General features: G+C 53.2%; 16 protein-coding genes. 7 read left to right on the top strand and 9 right to left on the bottom strand.

The window, feature by feature from the left end; genetic code table 11:
• Positions 1–3: 3 nt before the first annotated feature.
• From ilvB to ilvC, 3 genes are all read left to right on the top strand, one after another.
• Positions 4–1,854, top strand: coding sequence for a biosynthetic-type acetolactate synthase large subunit (gene ilvB, locus A4S02_RS07775; RefSeq protein ID WP_208858870.1), 1,851 nt, complete (start codon positions 4–6; stop codon positions 1,852–1,854).
• Positions 1,855–1,920: 66 nt separating this feature from the next.
• Complete coding sequence (gene ilvN, locus A4S02_RS07770; RefSeq protein ID WP_003628530.1) at positions 1,921–2,439, top strand: acetolactate synthase small subunit; 519 nt, start codon at positions 1,921–1,923, stop codon at positions 2,437–2,439.
• 59 nt (positions 2,440–2,498) lie between these two features.
• Positions 2,499–3,518: a ketol-acid reductoisomerase gene (ilvC, locus tag A4S02_RS07765; protein WP_070324217.1), complete on the top strand. Its 1,020-nt coding sequence runs from the start codon at positions 2,499–2,501 to the stop codon at positions 3,516–3,518.
• Between the two features lie 83 nt (positions 3,519–3,601).
• Here ilvC and A4S02_RS07760 read toward each other — a convergent pair whose 3' ends face one another.
• Positions 3,602–4,597: a copper resistance protein B gene (locus tag A4S02_RS07760; RefSeq protein WP_070323430.1), complete on the bottom strand. Its 996-nt coding sequence runs from the start codon at positions 4,595–4,597 to the stop codon at positions 3,602–3,604.
• The gene (locus tag A4S02_RS07755; RefSeq protein ID WP_082246788.1) at positions 4,594–6,339 is read right to left on the bottom strand and encodes a copper resistance system multicopper oxidase; all 1,746 of its coding nucleotides are present in this window, start codon (positions 6,337–6,339) and stop codon (positions 4,594–4,596) included. Before A4S02_RS07755 ends, A4S02_RS07760 begins: the two co-directional genes overlap by 4 nt.
• Before the next feature lie 64 nt (positions 6,340–6,403).
• On the opposite strand from A4S02_RS07755, the gene A4S02_RS07750 reads away from it, so the two are divergent.
• Both A4S02_RS07750 and A4S02_RS07745 read left to right on the top strand, forming a co-directional pair.
• Positions 6,404–6,787: a hypothetical protein gene (locus A4S02_RS07750; protein ID WP_070323428.1), complete on the top strand. Its 384-nt coding sequence runs from the start codon at positions 6,404–6,406 to the stop codon at positions 6,785–6,787.
• A gap of 145 nt (positions 6,788–6,932) precedes the next feature.
• Positions 6,933–9,305 carry a heavy metal translocating P-type ATPase gene (locus A4S02_RS07745; protein ID WP_070323427.1) on the top strand — a complete coding sequence of 791 codons (2,373 nt, stop codon included), beginning with the start codon at positions 6,933–6,935 and terminating at the stop codon, positions 9,303–9,305.
• Between the two features lie 5 nt (positions 9,306–9,310).
• On the opposite strand, the gene A4S02_RS07740 is transcribed toward A4S02_RS07745, so the two are convergent.
• From A4S02_RS07740 to A4S02_RS07715, 6 genes are all read right to left on the bottom strand, one after another.
• A complete protein-coding gene (locus A4S02_RS07740) occupies positions 9,311–10,615 on the bottom strand; it encodes a lipoprotein pyruvate-formate lyase (protein ID WP_070323426.1) in 1,305 nt (434 codons plus the stop codon).
• 33 nt (positions 10,616–10,648) lie between these two features.
• A complete protein-coding gene (locus A4S02_RS07735; RefSeq protein WP_070323425.1) occupies positions 10,649–11,278 on the bottom strand; it encodes a nicotinamidase in 630 nt (209 codons plus the stop codon).
• Between the two features lie 12 nt (positions 11,279–11,290).
• Positions 11,291–12,619 (bottom strand): glutamate--tRNA ligase, encoded by a 1,329-nt coding sequence (gene gltX, locus A4S02_RS07730; protein WP_070323424.1) that lies wholly within the window; start codon positions 12,617–12,619, stop codon positions 11,291–11,293.
• 56 nt (positions 12,620–12,675) lie between these two features.
• Positions 12,676–13,095 (bottom strand): hypothetical protein, encoded by a 420-nt coding sequence (locus tag A4S02_RS07725; RefSeq protein ID WP_070323423.1) that lies wholly within the window; start codon positions 13,093–13,095, stop codon positions 12,676–12,678.
• The gene (locus tag A4S02_RS07720; protein ID WP_019089198.1) at positions 13,092–14,339 is read right to left on the bottom strand and encodes a nicotinate phosphoribosyltransferase; all 1,248 of its coding nucleotides are present in this window, start codon (positions 14,337–14,339) and stop codon (positions 13,092–13,094) included. The genes A4S02_RS07725 and A4S02_RS07720 overlap by 4 nt, the downstream gene beginning before the upstream one ends.
• 80 nt (positions 14,340–14,419) lie before the next feature.
• Positions 14,420–15,799, bottom strand: coding sequence for a class II 3-deoxy-7-phosphoheptulonate synthase (locus tag A4S02_RS07715; RefSeq protein WP_070323422.1), 1,380 nt, complete (start codon positions 15,797–15,799; stop codon positions 14,420–14,422).
• A 99-nt stretch (positions 15,800–15,898) separates the two neighbouring features.
• Between A4S02_RS07715 and A4S02_RS15790 the strand changes: the two genes are divergently transcribed.
• A complete protein-coding gene (locus A4S02_RS15790; protein ID WP_070323421.1) occupies positions 15,899–16,084 on the top strand; it encodes a hypothetical protein in 186 nt (61 codons plus the stop codon).
• Between the two features lie 6 nt (positions 16,085–16,090).
• Positions 16,091–16,495 carry a hypothetical protein gene (locus tag A4S02_RS07705; protein WP_019089195.1) on the top strand — a complete coding sequence of 135 codons (405 nt, stop codon included), beginning with the start codon at positions 16,091–16,093 and terminating at the stop codon, positions 16,493–16,495.
• Here A4S02_RS07705 and A4S02_RS07700 read toward each other — a convergent pair.
• The gene (locus A4S02_RS07700; RefSeq protein WP_019089194.1) at positions 16,492–17,091 is read right to left on the bottom strand and encodes an IMPACT family protein; all 600 of its coding nucleotides are present in this window, start codon (positions 17,089–17,091) and stop codon (positions 16,492–16,494) included. The two genes, A4S02_RS07705 and A4S02_RS07700, sit on opposite strands and share 4 nt — an antisense overlap.
• Positions 17,092–17,178: the final 87 nt, after the last annotated feature.

The raw sequence follows: 17,178 nt of genomic DNA, 5'->3' as shown, positions 1-17,178 counted from the left end.
AAGATGCCGCCTGTCCCATTTCCGGGAAGAGAGGATGACATGACACTCAAAACTGCTTCGGCACCATCAGACGCACGGAACACACCAGCTCTCTCTGGTGCGGAAGTCCTTATGCGCGCGCTGGCTGAGCAGGGTGTGGAAGTTATTTTCGGATACCCGGGCGGGGCGGTCCTGCCTATTTATGATGCCCTGTTTAAGCAAAACCAGATTCGCCACGTATTGGTAAGGCACGAGCAGGCGGCTGTTCATGCTGCAGAGGCTTATGCGCGTTCTACCGGCAAGGTAGGGGTTGTGCTGGTCACCAGCGGTCCGGGTGCCACAAACGCCGTAACTGGCTTGCTGGACGCCATGATGGATTCCATCCCGCTGGTGTGTCTGTCTGGGCAGGTGCCTACAAGCCTGATCGGCAATGATGCTTTTCAGGAAGCAGATACCACCGGCATTACGCGGCCTGTTACCAAATACAATTATCTGGTGCGCAAGCCCGAAGATCTGGCGCCAACAGTGCATGAGGCTTTTGCCATTGCACGCTCTGGTCGTCCCGGCCCGGTGCTGATTGATCTGCCTAAAAACATCACTGTGGGTGATGCGCCGTACATGGATGCTCAGGAAATTGCACCACGTACGGAAAGAACGCAGGCCAAGCCGGATAAGAACGCTGTGGCCCGCGCCGTAAAGGCCATGAAAAACGCCAAACGCCCGCTGTTTTACACGGGTGGTGGTATTATCAATTCCGGCCCGCAGGCCAGTGAGGCCCTGCGCAAGCTGGTGAAGATGACGGGCTTTCCCATCACCTCTACGCTAATGGGCCTTGGAGCTTATCCGGGCACCGATTCCCAGTTTTTGGGGATGCTGGGGATGCACGGCACTTACGAAGCCAATCTGGCCACGCATGATTGCGATGTGCTGATTGCGTTAGGCAGCCGGTTTGATGACCGTGTGACCGGGCGTGTGGATGCGTTTTCTCCTACATCCTTCAAAATTCATGCGGATATTGATCCGGTCCAGATCAACAAGATCATCCACGTAGATGAAGCCATTATTGGTGATGTGGGTGAAACCATCGCCATGATGATTGAGGAATGGGAAAAAGAACCCGCCTACACACATCAGGCAGACCTTGCTGAATGGTGGAGCCGGATTGATGCGTGGCGTGCGCTGGATTGCCTGCGCTTTACGCAGGATCAGGCACCAGATGCGGTTATTAAGCCCCAGCAGGCTATTCGCCGTATTTATGAACTGGCGCGTGAAACCGGGCGGGATACCTATGTTTCAACCGAAGTTGGGCAGCATCAGATGTGGGCTGCGCAGTTCTTTCAGTTTGATCATCCCAACCGTTGGCTAACATCTGGTGGCCTTGGCACCATGGGTTATGGCTTGCCAGCAGCCGTTGGCGCGCAGATTGCACATTCAGATGCATTGGTAATGGATATTGCCGGTGAGGCTTCTACCCTGATGAATATTCAGGAACTGGGCACCATTGCGCAGTACCGTCTGCCGGTAAAAATTTTCATCATTAACAACCACTATATGGGCATGGTGCGTCAGTGGCAGGAACTGCTGCATGGTTCTCGCTATTCTGAAAGCTACAGCGATGCGCTGCCAGACTTTGTAAAGCTGGCAGAAAGCTTCCATGGCACGGGCCTGCGCGTCACACAGTTAAGCCAGTTGGATGATACCATCCGGCAGGCACTGACGCATGATGGGCCGGTGATAGTGGATATCTGCGTGGCGGAAGGTGAAAACTGCTTCCCCATGATTCCCTCTGGCGCAGCCCATAATGAAATGATTTTGGGGCCAGATCAGGAAGAAAGCGGAGCCAAGATCACCAAAGAAGGGCAGATGCTGGTCTGAGACTGGTTGGGGTTTTCCCCAAGAGGTTTCTTTCTTCTTCCAGTCTGATTTCAGGATACACTGACAATGCAGCAGGAAATTTCCGGTTCTGCCGTTATCTCTCTTCTGGTAGACAACGAAAGCGGCGCACTGGCCCGTATTGTTGAACTGTTTTCTGGCCGAGGATACAACATCCAAAGCCTCACAGTTGCCCCGGTTGATGAAAACCAGACCACATCCCGCGTAAATGTGGTGACAACCGGTACCCCCTCCGCCATCCGCCAGATACGTGCCCAGATAGCGCGTGTAGTGCCTGTATCCCGCGTGGTGGACCTTACGGCAGAAGGCCCATATGTGGCGCGGGAAATGGCGTTGGTGAAAGTGGTTTCCTCTGGCGAACCACGCACAGAGGCCTTGCGGATTGCGCAGGCATTTCGTGCACGGGCGGTGGACACCACGGCAAGTTCTTTTGTGTTTGAACTGACTGGCTCTACAGAAAAGCTGGACAGTTTTATCGAGCTGATGCGTCCGCTTGGGCTGGCTGAGGTTTCGCGCACAGGCGTGGCCTCCATTTGCCGCGGGCCGCAGACAATTCAGAGCATCTGAAGTATGAGAAAAGCCGGAAAAGCTATTCCGGCTTGCTAAAAGGAGCAAAAATCATGGCAATGCGCGTGTATTACGACCGTGACGCCGATGTGAATCTGATTAAATCCAAAAAGGTTGCCATTATTGGTTATGGTAGCCAGGGCCATGCCCACGCTAACAACCTGAAGGACAGCGGCGTGAAAGAGGTCGTGATCGGCCTGCGCGAAAGCTCCTCAGCAGTTGAAAAAGCCAAGGCTGCTGGCTTCACCGTCATGACCCCAGACAAAGCTGCTGCATGGGCAGACGTTGTTATGGTGCTGACGCCGGATGAAGGCCAGGGCGCTCTGTACAAAGAATCTCTGGAAAAGAACCTGAAGCAGGGTGTGGCTCTGGCATTTGCTCATGGTCTGTCCATCCACTTCCGTCTGATTGAAGCACGCCCTGATCTGGACGTGTTCCTGATTGCACCAAAAGGCCCTGGCCATACCGTGCGTTCCGAATATCAGCGTGGCGGCGGCGTGCCCTGCCTGGTTGCTATTGCGCAGGATAAGTCTGGCAAGGCTCTGGACATTGCTCTGTCCTATGCTTCCGCCATTGGTGGTGGCCGCGCTGGCACGATCGAAACGTCCTTCAAGGAAGAAGTTGAAACCGATCTGTTTGGTGAACAGGCAGTTCTGTGCGGTGGTCTGGTTGAACTGATCCGCGCTGGCTTTGAAACGCTAGTTGAAGGTGGTTACGCACCGGAAATGGCATACTTTGAGTGCCTGCACGAAATGAAGCTGATCGTGGATCTGATCTACGAAGGCGGCATTGCCAACATGAACTACTCCATCTCCAACACAGCTGAGTATGGTGAATACGTGTCTGGCCCGCGCGTGATTACGCCGGAAACCAAAAAAGCTATGAAAGGTATCCTGACGGACATCCAGAACGGTACGTTCGTGCGTAACTTTGTGCTGGAAAACCAGTCCGGCAACGTGTTCTTCAAAGCCACACGTGCACGTAACGATGCCCACCAGATTGAAGCCGTTGGTGAAAAACTGCGTGGCATGATGCCGTGGATTGCAAAATCCCGTCTGGTTGACAAAACCAAGAACTAATCCAGTTCTGGCGTTAGCCGTAGCAAAAAGCCCTGCCACCAAATATGTGGCAGGGCTTTTTCTATTTGGGGGTTATCGTAAGGTTAAAACCATGAGCGAATGCCAAAGGTAAAACGTAAATCCTCTGGCCCATTTTCTGCCATGCGGGTGTTGTTTCTGGCTACGCTGGCAGTGCTGCCATAATGCCCGGCATAAGTAACAGCAATATAAGGGGCAATCTGGCGTTTGAACTCATAGCGTAGGCGCAAACCTGCATCTATGTCAGAAAAACCCCGGCTGACACCGCGTTCCGGGTCTGCATGAGAATAGAAGTTCAGTTCGGCCTGTGGTTGTAAAATCAGGCGATTGGTGATCAGGAAGTCGTAAGAGCCTTCCAGTTTGCCAGCTACACCTGTGTTGTTGAAATACGCCGTGGCAGACACATCAAAAAAGTAAAGTGCCAGCCCTTGTACACCTACGGCACCCCATGCGCGGGTAGGGCCGCTATCCACATCTAGCCGAATGCCAGCCTGCACATCAAAATAGGTGGAAATGGCTCGGTCATAAAAGAACTCATGATCACCATCTGAAAAACGACGGTGGCCATCTAGTATGCCTTCAGACTTTACCCAGAACTTGTTGTAATCTGTGCCAAACCACGCTTGGCCAGAATACCGGAACAAGCTGTTGCCCGGCGTGTATCGGCCTTCAAACTGTTCCAATAAGGCATGGAAATATGTGTTGTGGTCCATAACCGGATGGATGTGCTGCACATAATGCACTTTAGGCACAGGTGGCGGCGTTGCAGGCCACTGGGCACTGGGCGTTATGGGTGGGTAGGCAGAAGCGCCCGTCTTGGTGCTTTTGTTGGGCGCGATGCTGTGCCCAAAATGCTGTGCCGGTGTTGAGCTTTGCTGGGGCTTAGGTTTTTGGGCAGGCATGTCCATGTCGCGCATATCCATATCATCCATGCCTTCCATATCTGCATGGTTCATGGAAGCAGCTTTGGCCTGGGTAATAACCGCAGATGCCATAAACACAGCCGATATGCCCCAAAGCAAAAAATGGGAAATATATTGGCGGTTTAAATATGTTTTCATGACACCACCACAGTGCGGAACATGCCTAAATCCATATGGTAAAGCAGATGGCAGTGAAAAGCCCATAAACCCGGTGTATCGGCAGAAACCAGATAGCTGAGCCGCCCACCCGGTTGCACAATAATGGTGTGTTTTACGGGGTTATACAGACCGTTCCCGTTTTCTAGTTCGCTCCATAAACCATGCAGATGGATGGGGTGTTCCATCATGGTGTCATTTATCAGGGTAAAGCGTACGCGTTCACCCAAACGCAGCGGAATAGGTTCGGCTTCCGAGAATTTTTTGCCATCAAATCCCCAGATATAACGCTCCATGTTGCCGGTAAGGTGCAACGTGATCTCGCGCGATGGTGGGCGTTGATCTGTGACTGGGTGAGTGGCGCGCAGGTCTGCATATGTCAGAACCCGTCGGCCGTTGTTTTGTAAGCCATCACCAGGGTCTGCCAGCCGGTTGATCGGCATGGCGGCACGGTTCTGGTTTTCTACATTCAAAGGGGGGGCATGTGTTTTTGCAGTTTGGTGCATCGGCATGTCGTGCATGTTCATGCCGCCCATATCGTGCTTTCCATGCATGGCCATGCCCATATCCACCATGGTGCGTACAGGGCGTTCATCCATAGGCGGAACAGGAGCGCTCATGCCGAAATGAGGGGCGAGCGTGCCGCGGGCATAGCCGGTTCTGTCCTCGCTTTGGGCAAAAATGGTGTAGGCTTGGTTGCCTTGGGGCTGCACAATGCAATCATACGTTTCAGCCACGCCAATGCGGAATTCATCTACCCGCACGGGCTCAACATTATTTCCATCGGCCTGAATGATATCCATCTGTAAGCCGGGAATGCGGATATCGTAAAAGGTCATGGCGGAAGCGTTGATAAACCGCAGCCTGATACGTTCACCGGGTTTGAAAATACCGGTCCAGTTGGCAGCGGGGGCGCAGCCGTTCATCAGGTAGGTGTAGATAATACCACTTACGTCTGAAATATCTGTAGCGGACATGTTCATGCCAGCCCACTGCATGCGGTCTTTTAGCGTCGGCCAAACCCCAGATTTCTTAGCATCATGAAAGAACGAAACAGCCGTGCGTTGCCGGAAATTATAGTAGTCATCCTGAAACTTCAGCTTGTTGATAATGGTGTGGGGCGCCACATCAGACCAATCTGAAAGCAGGATCACATAATCCCGATCATAACTGTTGGGGTCTGGCTCCTTGGGGTCAATCACAATGGCCCCATACAGCCCCATGGCTTCCTGCATGTTGGAGTGGCTATGATACCAGTATGTGCCGCTCTGTTTTACGGGAAAGCGATAGGTAAAGCGTGCGCCGGGTTCAATTCCCGCAAAGCTTAGCCCTGGCACACCATCCATATTTGCGGGGCAGCGGAGGCCATGCCAGTGGATGGAGGTTGTTTCATCCAGTGTGTTATGGATGTTCAGGCGTAAATCATCGCCCTCACGCCAACGCAGGATAGGGCCGGGTACGCCACCATTCATGGTGGGTACGCGCTGTGGTTTGTCCAGAATATTGACGTCCGCCCAGCCGATGGTCAGATCAAAAGTGTTGCTGGTGTTCTGGGGTACAACTCCAGATGTGTGGGCAGAAGCAAAAACTTGTTTGGGTGGCTTAAAAGCATACAGGGCTGCCAATGCGCTGCCGCCAGTTATAAACTGCCGACGAGGCACATTTCTCCCTTTCAAAACAGGGGGAATACGCATGGGTATTGTCCATTCTGCATCATGCTGCACGCATATAAAAACGCGCAGACCGACTGATTAAAACGTATGAAAAATCAGACGTTATGCAGTTTGGGTGGCCTTAGCAGGGGAGCCACTGTGTATTCTGGCAGGAATAGAGCATTCCTGCGCAACTGGTGCGCAGGCATTTGCCATGCAGCTTCATGCGCAGGTGTATAAGGCAGAAGCGCAGAAAGCCCAGATGCAAAGCAGTCGGGCTGGCAACAATGCTGTTGATGATGGTGCGCATGATCTTGCACTGCACAATGTGCTGTATGTGCGGGTGCCGCAGGGTGTGCCATCGGCATGTTCATGGAACCATGAGAATGGCATTCCGCAGATTGTACGCCTGTGTGCCAGTTTGTCATGGCATGGGCAGATGCAAACACCTTGCCTGGCAAAAGCGCATACAACCCTACCAGCACTGCTACAAAAAGCAGGCCGCTCAGAATTTTTCTGAAAGGCAGGATGCGATCCATCATCTCGCCACCATATCTGCAATGTGTATATGAGAGCAAGAAAATGTCCTGCAAAGCAGGAAGTCGTATCATAGTTGGTTTTTGGTGCGATATGCAGGCGTGGCAGCTATAGGCGGAGTAGGGTGAATGAGCCAGACAATCAGTTTCCCGGTAGAAGGGATGTCCTGCGCCGCATGCGCTGCCCGACTGGAAAAAGTGCTGAACAGGCTGGAGGGTGTGCAAGCCTCTGTTAACTTTGCAACAGGCAAGGCACAGATTGATCTGGGGGGCGGTGCAAGCAACGTCACGGATGTATTGGATGCCATTACCAAAGCCGGATTTGGGGCACAAGCATCCAGTGTGGATCTGGCCCTTACAGGGCTTTCTTGTGCGGGTTGTGCCGGACGGGTGGAAAAGGTGCTCAACGCCCTGCCATCCGTGCATGCAAACGTTAATCTGGCTACCGAGCGTGCGCACGTTACCTTTGTTCCCGGCATTGTAACCGCACAGGCGCTGATAGCGGCGGTAGAAAAAGCCGGATATGGCGCAAGTGTTTTCCAACAGAAAACAGTGGAAGAAGCCAAACATCAGCGGCAGAAGGAATGGCGTGCAGCGCTTATGGGTTTTGTGCTGGCTGCTGTTTTAAGTTTGCCATTTCTGATGGAAATGGTGGGCATGGTGGTGGGCGCACACCATGCGGTTATGTTGCCGTTATGGGTTCAGCTTGTTTTGGCCACTGTGGTGCAGTTTTGGTGTGGCCGTTCCTTTTATGCGGGTGCATGGCACGCATTGCGTAGCGGTGCAGCCACTATGGATGTGTTGGTGATTTTGGGCACCAGCATTGCCTATGGCTTCAGTGCGGTTGTGGTATTGTTTGGGCTAGATCAGCCTGTATATTTTGAGGCCAGCGCACTGGTTATTACGCTGGTATTATTGGGGCGTTTACTGGAGGCACGCGCCAAGGCACGCGCAGGTGCCGGTATGGAAAGTCTGCTGCGGCTCCAACCCAGAACAGCACATGTTGAACGAGCCGGGCAGATAACGGATGAACCCGTAGAGCAATTGCAAGTAGGCAATGTGTTTCTGGTGCGCCCCGGTGAGAATATTCCGGTAGATGGCGTGGTGCTTTCTGGCGCATCGGATGTGAACGAGGCCATGCTGACGGGTGAGAGCGTGCCTGTTACCAAGCAGGCCGGAGCCAACGTATTTGCTGGCACATTAAACCAGACAGGTGCCCTGCGTGCCAAAGTGACCGGCATTGGCAGCCAGACAGTTCTGGCAGGTATTGTGCATATGGTAGAACAAGCACAAGGTAGCAAAGCCAGTGTGCAACGGCTTGCAGATAAAGTGGCGTCTGTTTTTGTACCGGTGGTGCTGGCATTGGCTGTGCTGACATTTGCCGCAGGCTGGTTGCTAACAGGTGTGTGGGACCAAAGCCTTGTTAACGCTATTTCCGTATTGGTCATTGCCTGCCCGTGCTCTCTGGGGCTAGCCACACCCACCGCTATTATGGTGGGCACAGGGCTGGGTGCACGGGCGGGCATCTTGTTCCGTAATGCAGATGCGCTGGAACAAACACGTAAGCTCACAACGCTTGTGGTGGATAAAACAGGTACCTTGACACAAGGGCAGCCCGCAGTTGTGGATGCTCAGGGAGCAGAGCATGTTTCTGTGCAAGATGCGCTGGCATTGGCGTATGCGCTGGAAAGCCAATCCGAGCATCCGTTAGCGCGGGCTGTTGTGAACTATGCACGTGCGCAGGATGTAACTGCGGCAGCAATATCTGGCTTTCAGGCCGTGCCCGGGCAGGGTGTTAAGGCGGAATATCAGGGCCATCCTATTGCGTTGGGCTCTCCCGCATATTTGGCCACCCTTGGTTGTACGATAGATTATGGCCTCACCCAAAGCTGGCAGCAGCACGGGCGTACCGTTGTGGGCGTGGCGCAGGGGCAAATGGTTCTGGCGTGGTTTGCGCTGGCAGATCAGATCCGCCCAGAAGCGCAAGAAGCAGTAGCCGCCTTGCAGCAGCAGGGCTTGGATGTGGTGATGCTTACAGGGGATAATGCCCGTGTTGCGCAGGCCGTAGCCCAGCAAGTGGGTATAAAAACAGTTATTGCTGGTGTGCTGCCAGATGGCAAAGCGGCTGAAATTCGTAAACTGAAAGAGCAGGGCAAATGCGTTGGCATGGTGGGTGATGGCATTAATGATGCCCCAGCTCTTGCCTCTGCTGATGTTGGGTTTGCCATAGGTGCTGGGGCAGATATTGCCTTGGAAACGGCGGATGTTGTGCTGATGCGCAGCAACCTGATGGCCTTGGTGGATGCGCTTTCCCTTTCACGCGCGACTGTTTCCAAAATATGGCAGAACCTGTTTTTTGCTTTTATTTACAATATTCTTGGTTTGCCTTTAGCAGCCCTTGGTAAACTGGACCCAGTTCTGGCCGGAGCCGCCATGGCAATGAGTTCTGTGTCTGTTGTTAGCAATTCCCTATTGCTGAACCGGTGGAAACCCAAATCCTGATGATATCAGGTGGGGAGGGAAGGATTGGTTTCTCCCAATAGAATACTGCCTTCTTCTGGCAGCCATTCCCCTGTGTTTTCATCACGCCCTTGCAGGTAAAACTGGCGGGGCGTGGTGTCTGATATAGATTGCGCAGCCTTTTGCAGAAATTTTTGCATAGGGGCGGATTGTTTGCGGTTAATCAGGCAGTTCAGCTTGGTATCAGGAAAAGCTTCCAGCATATGGGCGGAGCAGTCTTCCCCCGCAAAAATCATTAACGGGGGCATTTGCCGTTTTGCGACAAAATATTTGTGAATAATAGCTGTTTTGCCAGCCTCTGCCGGGAAGGGATAATGGGCGGCCTCGGTAGAAAGCAGGATTTTTTTACGCTCGGCCAAACGTGCGCCAAAAACATGCTCTCGCGGCAGATTGTATCCATATTCTGCCGATGTGGCGAACAGCGCAGTAATATCCTCCATACCGGAGGTGCAGATAACAGGGTCTATCCCGTGTTCTTGTAAAATCTGGAACAAGTTGGCCATTTCCGGCGTAAGCCGCAGAGCCTGCATAACTTTGGCAGATACAGGGCCAGCCTTGCCGGGGCGCTCGGCTGGGCATTCCCATGTTTGTGTAGTTATGGAAGCGCCTAGGCACCACTCATTTGCTGCACGGCTAAGGGCTATAACATCTGCTGCCGTCTGCCCTGCTACCAGCCGTATCATCCAACGTTGTGCAGCTTCTGGCCCATGCAGTGCGGCAACAGCTTGTTGGCAAAAGGCCATTCTGGCCCGAAAAGCTTGCAGAGTGACATCTTTTGCCAGCACATCCCGTGGGAGCGGGTGCGGCATATGCCCGTAACGGGCCGCCAGCGCACGGTAATCCTCTATCAGATCATCTACCAGCACCGGAAAGGAAACAGGTTGCCCGGCCATATTGAAAAATGGGGCAGGCAAGGGTTGCGCAAATGCATGCACGTGGATGAGGTGCCGGAACTCATCTGCACGCATTAAAAAGCTGAAGTGTTCCAGCATGTAAAGAAACAGCGTTTCCTGCACATTGCCTACAATAGTTGTGTTGTTCCAATCCACCACCACGTAGGGCCGACGCTGCGGGTTATAGCTGGAAGAATATTGCCCGTTGGCGTTGATAACGTCTTGAATGGCCTTATGCACATGCGGTGCCCATTTAAGGGTTTCCAGCATAGGTGGTTCGCGTTCCATCAGTTCGGGAATGGATGTTGCACGTGCAACAATGGGTAGCCCTGCCAGAGCAGAAATGCCCATACTGGCACAGCAAAGACCAAAACGACGGCGAGAAAGACTGGTACGCATAAAAACCTCTGGCTGGTTTGCGTAGGGTATGAATCAGCGTGTTGGGCAAGATGTGTGTAATTGTAAACCAGAATACAGCAAAATGCCTTTTGCCTGACAGGCAGTTAAAGCGGGGCTAGGGTTAGCCTCTAACCCTTGGGTGGCATCTGTAAGAAGCACGGTTGTATATCCGGCTTTTTGTGCATCCATTGCTGTGGCTTGCACGCAGTATTCCAATGCTAAGCCACACACAAAAACACGCGTAATGCCATGCTGTTTTAAAACAGCATCTAGTAACAGGCCTGCCTTTGTTTGGGTCCCAAAAGCAGAGTAACTGTCCTGATCGGATTGTGTGCCTTTAAACAAGTGCAGGGCATGTTCAGGCAGGTGTAAATTTTTGGGAAAGTCCGCTCCGCATGTATCGGCTACACAATGCGGAGGCCACAGACCGTTCTGATGATTGGTTTTGAAAGAAATATGATCGGATGGGTGCCAGTCTTGCGAGGTCACGATCAACCCAAAAGGTAAATGTGCCAATCTGTTGATAACAGGCACAATGGTATGGCCTTTGGGCACAGGCAGGGCGCCATCTGGTAGAAAATCGTTCTGCACGTCCACCACAATCAACGCATCCGTTTTGCCTGGTATAAAGGCAGGAGGGAAAGGCGCTGATTGCGGTGGCATGAGTGTTACTCTTTATGCAGAAGGAAGCAGCCGGGCCAAGGCGCGGCTGCGGCCAATTAACGGCAGAAGGTCACGCAGTTCCGGCCCTTGTTCTTCCCCAGTTAGAGCCAGACGAAGGGGGTGGAACAGGGCTTTGCCAGAACGGCCCGTTTTTTCACGCACAGCAGTGGTCCATGCCTTCCATGTGGTTTCATCCCATGGTTCAGGCGGTAACAGGCTGGCAGCTTCTTTCAGGAAGTCATCTTCACCTTCCTGCACGGGGGGAATGATGTCTCCATCCGTTACATTATGCCACAGGCGAGCTTCTGAAAGCAGTTCGATATTTCCACGAATAGCCAGCCAGAATGCTTCGGTTGCACCTTTAGGCAATCTGTCTGCCACATCTGCATAGAGTGTCTGGGCTAGCAGCTTATGGTTCATAGCCAAAAGCTGGCGCGTATCAAACCGTGCAGCAGAACGGGAGATATGGGAGATATCGTATATCTTGGCCTGCTCATCAAACGGCAGCAGCACCGGATCATCCGAAGAGCCAAGGCGGGCGAGGTAGGAGATAAGGGCTGTTGCTTCTATGCCATCCTGCCGGAATGTGCGCAGCGAACACGCATCAAACCGCTTGGAAAGTTTGCCACCGTTTTCATCAAGCAGCAGTGGCAGATGTGCAAAACGGAAATGGTCAGGATGTGCACCAAGCGCTTGAGCAATATCAATCTGCACACCGGTGTTGGTAACGTGGTCTTCCCCACGGATAATGTGGGTAATGCCTGTTTCCAGGTCATCCACAACGGATGCTAGCGTGTACAGCACCGTACCATCTGTGCGCACCAGAACGGGGTCTGAAACAGAAGGAAGCTTAACCTGGCAATCACCCATTACCATATCGCGCCAGCGCACGGTGGTGTTGGATAGCTTGAAGCGCCAGTAAGGCACTTTACCATTTGCTTCTGCCTGCGCGCGCTGCTGGGGTGTCATTTTCAACATGGCACGGTCATAAACCGGGGCGCGGCGCTGGCGAATCTGTGTTTCGCGCTTGGCGGCCAGTTCCTGCTCACTTTCAAAGCAGGGGTAAAGGTGGCCAGAAGCCTTTAGCTTCTCAATAGCCGTAGCGTAGCGGTCTAGCCGTTCTGTCTGTCGGAAGGTTTCATCCCACTGAATGCCCATCCAGTGCAGATCTTTCTGGATAGCTTCCACCAGCTCCTCGCGGGAGCGGCCGATGTCCGTATCATCAATACGAAGTTGGAATTGGCCACCATGGCGGCGGGCGTAAAGGGCATTGGCAAGTGCCTGACGGGCATTGCCAACATGCAGGAGGCCGGTAGGGCTGGGAGCAAAACGGAGTTTCATGACAGAAGCTTATGGCGCGAATGAACAGGAAAGGCCAGCCACAGCGTTATGCTGTGTTAGTGCTGGTGGCCGCTATTATCTGCATCGTCTGGCGTGCCGTAAAGGTCTGTCAGGTCTTCATTATCTTCAACCAGCCGGCGCGGGTCCAGCGCACGCCAGTCTCGTTCCATTGGTGTCGCGCGGTGGGCTGTAAAATCATCCAGCTCATTGGCAGAATGCCAGCCATCTTCACCTGCATCCAGCACAATGGCATCTTCACCAAAGCTGAACCATGTTGTTAGCACATCTTTGGCGCTGGCACCGGGGGTGCGGCAGCGTTCTACACTGTCGCGCACATAGGCGCGGGCAAATGCGTTGGCGTGGGCCAGATCATGAAAAACGCCAACATCTTCCACAATGTTATCTTCCGCACCGCCAGAAAGATCCAGAATGCGAACTTTCCATGTTTTTTCTTCAGTATCGGTTTTTTCGGTCATGTCTGTTCGCCTTTGGTGGTTTTGCGGAAGGAAGGAAGAAGGAATTCCCGTCCAATTTTTACCCGTTCAACGCCGTTATAGGAGACAATATCGGCTGTGGCGTAGGTTTCGTTCCACAGTTCAGGAATAAAGGAGCCAGTGCCCACAACATCAATGGGGGCATGTGCATCCGCCATACAGGCGCACTTGGTAACGCCAAAGCCAGAAGACGCAATAATTTTAACGTGTGGGAAGCCTGCGTGGTCCAGCTCTTCACGCATCTTCCAAATGGCTGCGGCAGAAACACCTGTGCCAATCAGGTAACGCAGTTCTTTATCGGAACGGTAACGGCGCAGTGCTTCAGGCGCATGACGGTTGACGACCGCATAGGATTCCTGCGGATTCAGCCCCTGCATAAAGCGGCCACCATGTGTATCCAACCTAACAGCTAGCTTGCCTTCTGCCGCCAGTTGGGGAAAGCGAGAGCAAACGGCCAGTGCATCCGTAATTTCCTGCCCGAAGTAATCTACCAGAACCACAAGATCGGTATGCGGGAATTCCGCATGAAACATTTCAGCCGCACGCACGGTAGAGCCTGCATAGCCAATTAAGGCATGTGGCATGGTGCCTGCGCCATGTGTGCTCCCAAAAAAGGGTGCTACGGCATCATTGGCTGTTCCTACAAACCCGATAGCCCCGTTTTCCTGCGCCTCACGCCCACCCACAGAGGCCGCGTAAGCCATAAGCTCTTGCATTTCATACCCAGCGCAATGGCGGGCATCCATGGCCAAGAAGCGAGTATGGGGTAGGGAAAGAGCCATCTGGTAAGCGCGATGGGCCGCAACACATGGGCTGCCGAGTTTTTGCAGCAGCAGCGTTTCTAAATCCGCCAGATGGGTAAAGGACCCTGTTACGTAAACCAGCGGCTCACCAGCGCCCACCCATTCACCTTCCGGGTGCACCACATCTACGGTGTAGGGCGCTTGGCGCTGGGCCATAACGTTTTTAAGCCATTCCAGCATCAGCCCCGGAGCAGAAATAACCGGACGACGGATAAAGAAGGCGTATGTAACCTCGCAATCTCCAAACCGGCTTACAATCTGGCGGGTACGATTAAAGTAGGAATCTGTGCGCGCGCGAATTTCCGCATCGGAAAGCGGTGCTGCTGTGCGGGCCGAACAGACGCCTGCTGAAGGTTTGGAGAAGGAATGCGTCATCCTGATCTGCTCTTTCTGCCATTGGGGCTGCAGGGATGATGGGAACAACGGGGGACAAGGTAAACCCCACCCCCCGGTTCTGTGATCAGCCTGAATGTTCAGGCTGAGTTCATAAAAGCGTGTTTGCCTTAGCGTTCGCTTTTGAGTTCTTCTGCAATCAGGAATGCCAGTTCCAAGGATTGTTCAGCATTCAGGCGCGGGTCACAGAAGGTTTCGTAACGGTTACCCAGATCTTCTTCTGTCAGGCAATGCGCACCACCTACGCATTCCGTTACGTTCTGGCCTGTCATTTCCAGATGCACGCCACCGGCAGGCACGTTTTCTGCCGCACAAACAGCAAAGAAGCCTTTTACTTCCTTCACGATGGAATCGAAGGAACGGGTTTTAATCTTCTGCTGCGTGGATGTGGTGTTGCCGTGCATGGGGTCTGTCAGCCACGTTACAGTCTGCCCTGTAGCTTTTACGGCCCGCATAAGCGGGGGCAGTTTTTCTGTAATCTTATCCGCACCCATACGAGAGATAAGCGTAATACGCCCGGCTTCGTTTTTTGGGTTCAGGATTTCTGTCAGCTTTTTGATGTCTTCCACGCTGGTGGTAGGGCCAACCTTAATGCCGATAGGGTTACGCACACCACGCAGGAACTCAACATGCGCGCCATCGGGCTGGCGGGTGCGGTCACCAATCCACACAAAGTGGGCGGAGCAGTCGTACCATTCACCAGATGTCGAGTCGATACGTGTCAGAGCCTGTTCGTAAGGCAGCAGCAGCGCTTCATGAGAGGTATAAAACTCTGTTTCATCAATCTGCGGGGCAGATGCGGCGTTCAGCCCACAAGCCTGCATGAATGCCAGTGTTTCCCCAATACGTTCCGCCATAACGCGGTAACGGTTGGAAAGCGGAGAACGCTCAATAAAGCCCAGATTCCAGTGGTGCACCTGATGCAGATTGGCATACCCACCGTGTGAGAATGCACGCAAAAGGTTCTGGATACCGGTGGATTGGAAGTAGCCGGTTTCCATACGCACAGGATCAGGGATGCGGGATTCCGGCGTGAAGTCCGAACCGTTAATAATGTCACCCCGGTAAGATGGCAGGGTAACGCCATTTACAGTTTCTGTATCGGAAGAGCGCGGTTTGGCGAACTGGCCAGCCATACGGCCAATTTTAACAACTGGCACCTTGGCGCCAAATGTCAGCACCACGGCCATTTGCAACAGCACGCGGAAGGTATCACGCACGATATTGGCTTTGAATTCACCAAAGCTTTCGGCACATGCGCCGCCCTGAAGAACAAAGGCCTGCCCGGTAGCAGCCTGTGCCAGATGGTTGCGCAGGGTGCGCACTTCCCCAGCAAACACCAGTGGCGGATAGGAACTCAGCCGATCTTCAACCGTTTTAAGCGCAGCCTGGTCCGGATAACTGGGAATCTGCTTTACGGGAAACGAACGCCAGCTATCCGGCATCCAGGTCGCAGACGTCGGGTTGGGCTGGGTGAGCGTTGCACTCATAACGCGGTTCCTGTCAGTTTAAGGGTGGTCAGGTCAGAGGTTGAATAAAGATACATAAAGCGCCTTGCATCCGCGTACGGCTGCCAAGGGGAAGCCTTTATGTCTAAAACAGCGGCAATAGGCAAATTCCATCTTTATGCCAAACGCGCGCGCCTGCCGTTAATGTATGGCGGACATATGGCCGTTTGGTTTGGCATTTTGCCACGTTGGTGCAATATAGCACTAGCACAGCCCGGCTGGAACGGTTTTTCGGGCAGGGTAAATTTTCATTTTTCCGCGGGGTAACGCGCAATGGCGCAGCTGCGTAAACCGTTTGTAACGGTGCTTTCGGGCATATGTGTTGGGTTTGGCCTTATGGCTGGTATTTCTGCGGCTTATGCAGATCCGGCCCTGATGCCTGATGATAATGTTTCCTTCGCTGAAGGTTCTGGCAGCCTCGATTCCAATGGCCAGCAGAGCCAGTCTTCTGAAAAGAAGACCGTGCATGGGCATCGTAATTTGCCGCCGGGGTATCAGGATGCCCCGTCCATGGATTTTCAGCATGGCGCAGATCCAGATCATCTGGCCAAGGTGCACCGTGACTCGGTAACCGGTTCTGATATTTCCAAATACGGTTCTGCTTATCAGAGCAGTAGCCCGTTTGGTTCCGGGCAGGTTGGGGATTCTACCGGCAACGGGTGGGTTATCCCGCGCTAATTTTCTTCCACCAAGCGTATCTGGGCCTGACCATTTGTCAGGTCTGTGATGCGTTGAGTGATGTCTTCCTGCCATTCAGCGGGCAGCGTAAGAACGAACTGAGCGCCCAGAGCATCAAATTCTGGCGTGTCAGCCTCTACTCCCCATTCAGGCAGGCGAGACTGTAGCAGCCCGATAAGTGAAAACGGGCAATGAAAGCTCAGCTTAATACGGTCTATCAGCGGTTCTTTGGGGGCTTCCCGCAAACACTCTGCCGCAGTGCCTGCATAAGCGCGCACGAGGCCTCCGGCCCCAAGCTTGATGCCGCCAAACCAGCGCGACACCACAATGGCAACCCGATCAAGCTTTTGTGCAACAACAACCTGTAAAATTGGCCGCCCAGCAGTGCCCGATGGTTCTCCGGCATCATGGCAGCGGCAGTGCGGGCCAAATTGCCATGCCCAGCAATGGTGCGTGGCATCTGGCCCTGCCGCGGCAATACGGCTGATAAAAGCTTCGGCCTCTTCTATGCTGTTTATAGGTGTAGCACTGGCGAGAAAGCGGCTTTTTTTAATATCCCGTTCCAGAGTAAAGGGGCTGAGAAGCGTTTCGGTCATGCGCTTAATGATACAGCCTGCCTAAAGCCCCGCAAACAGGTATTCTGGTGGATATATACGCAGAATATCGCTGTTGTGGCCTTATTA

The sequence above is a fragment of the Acetobacter ascendens genome, assembly GCF_001766235.1.
In the GTDB taxonomy this organism is placed as follows: domain Bacteria; phylum Pseudomonadota; class Alphaproteobacteria; order Acetobacterales; family Acetobacteraceae; genus Acetobacter; species Acetobacter ascendens.
The sequence above is the reverse complement of the archived record's forward strand: the minus strand, read 5'-3'. Positions and strand labels throughout refer to the sequence as shown.